The sequence below is a fragment of the Sandarakinorhabdus rubra genome (assembly GCF_010994245.1).
GTDB classification, from domain to species: domain Bacteria; phylum Pseudomonadota; class Alphaproteobacteria; order Sphingomonadales; family Sphingomonadaceae; genus Sandarakinorhabdus; species Sandarakinorhabdus rubra.
In genome coordinates this window covers 1-560 of record NZ_WMHO01000474.1, presented here as the reverse complement: position 1 = coordinate 560, position 560 = coordinate 1, and the positions used below count along the sequence as shown (strand labels likewise).

The window sequence follows — 560 nt, the reverse complement described above, 5'->3', positions numbered from 1 at the left end:
GGCCGGCGAGATCGGCGCCGATCGCTCCCCAGCCGGCATCCAGCGGGCCGCCATCCGATGCCACCGCCGCGCGCTGACCGGTGCTGGCAAAGCGCCCGCCACAGCGGCCCTGCGCAGTGGGATCGCAGGTGAAGCCCGGCAGGTTGCCGGCCCGGCTGCCGGCGTGGACAAGGCTGATCTGCCAGGCAAGCCGTGGTGTCAGATCAACGTCGATCAGGCCGGCAAGGCCAGTGCGCTGGCCGCGATTGAGCATCTCCCCGGTGGTGCTGTTGGCCAGCCAGCCCAGATCATGGTGGACAAGGCCGGCAAGGCCCACGCGAATCCCGCGCGTCAACGACACGTCGATGCGGCCATTCCAGCGCCGGCTGCCAAAGGCGCCAGCGGCAAATTCGCCCATGCCGGCCAGTCGGTCATCGGGCCGCACCAGGTCGATGGCCAGCGTGCCCGCCGCACCGGCGGTGGCCGGCGTGGCATCCGGGGCGGCCCCTTCGGCCAGCAGCAGATCCACGTCGAACAGCGGCAGCGCCAGCGGAGCCGGCAGCGGCGCGCCGGCCAGCAGC

1 protein-coding gene is annotated in these 560 nt (G+C 72.7%); it reads right to left on the bottom strand.

From position 1 onward, the window contains the following. The coding region (locus GJV64_RS15370; protein WP_164158395.1) for a hypothetical protein at positions 1-560 on the bottom strand (560 nt) is incomplete at both ends.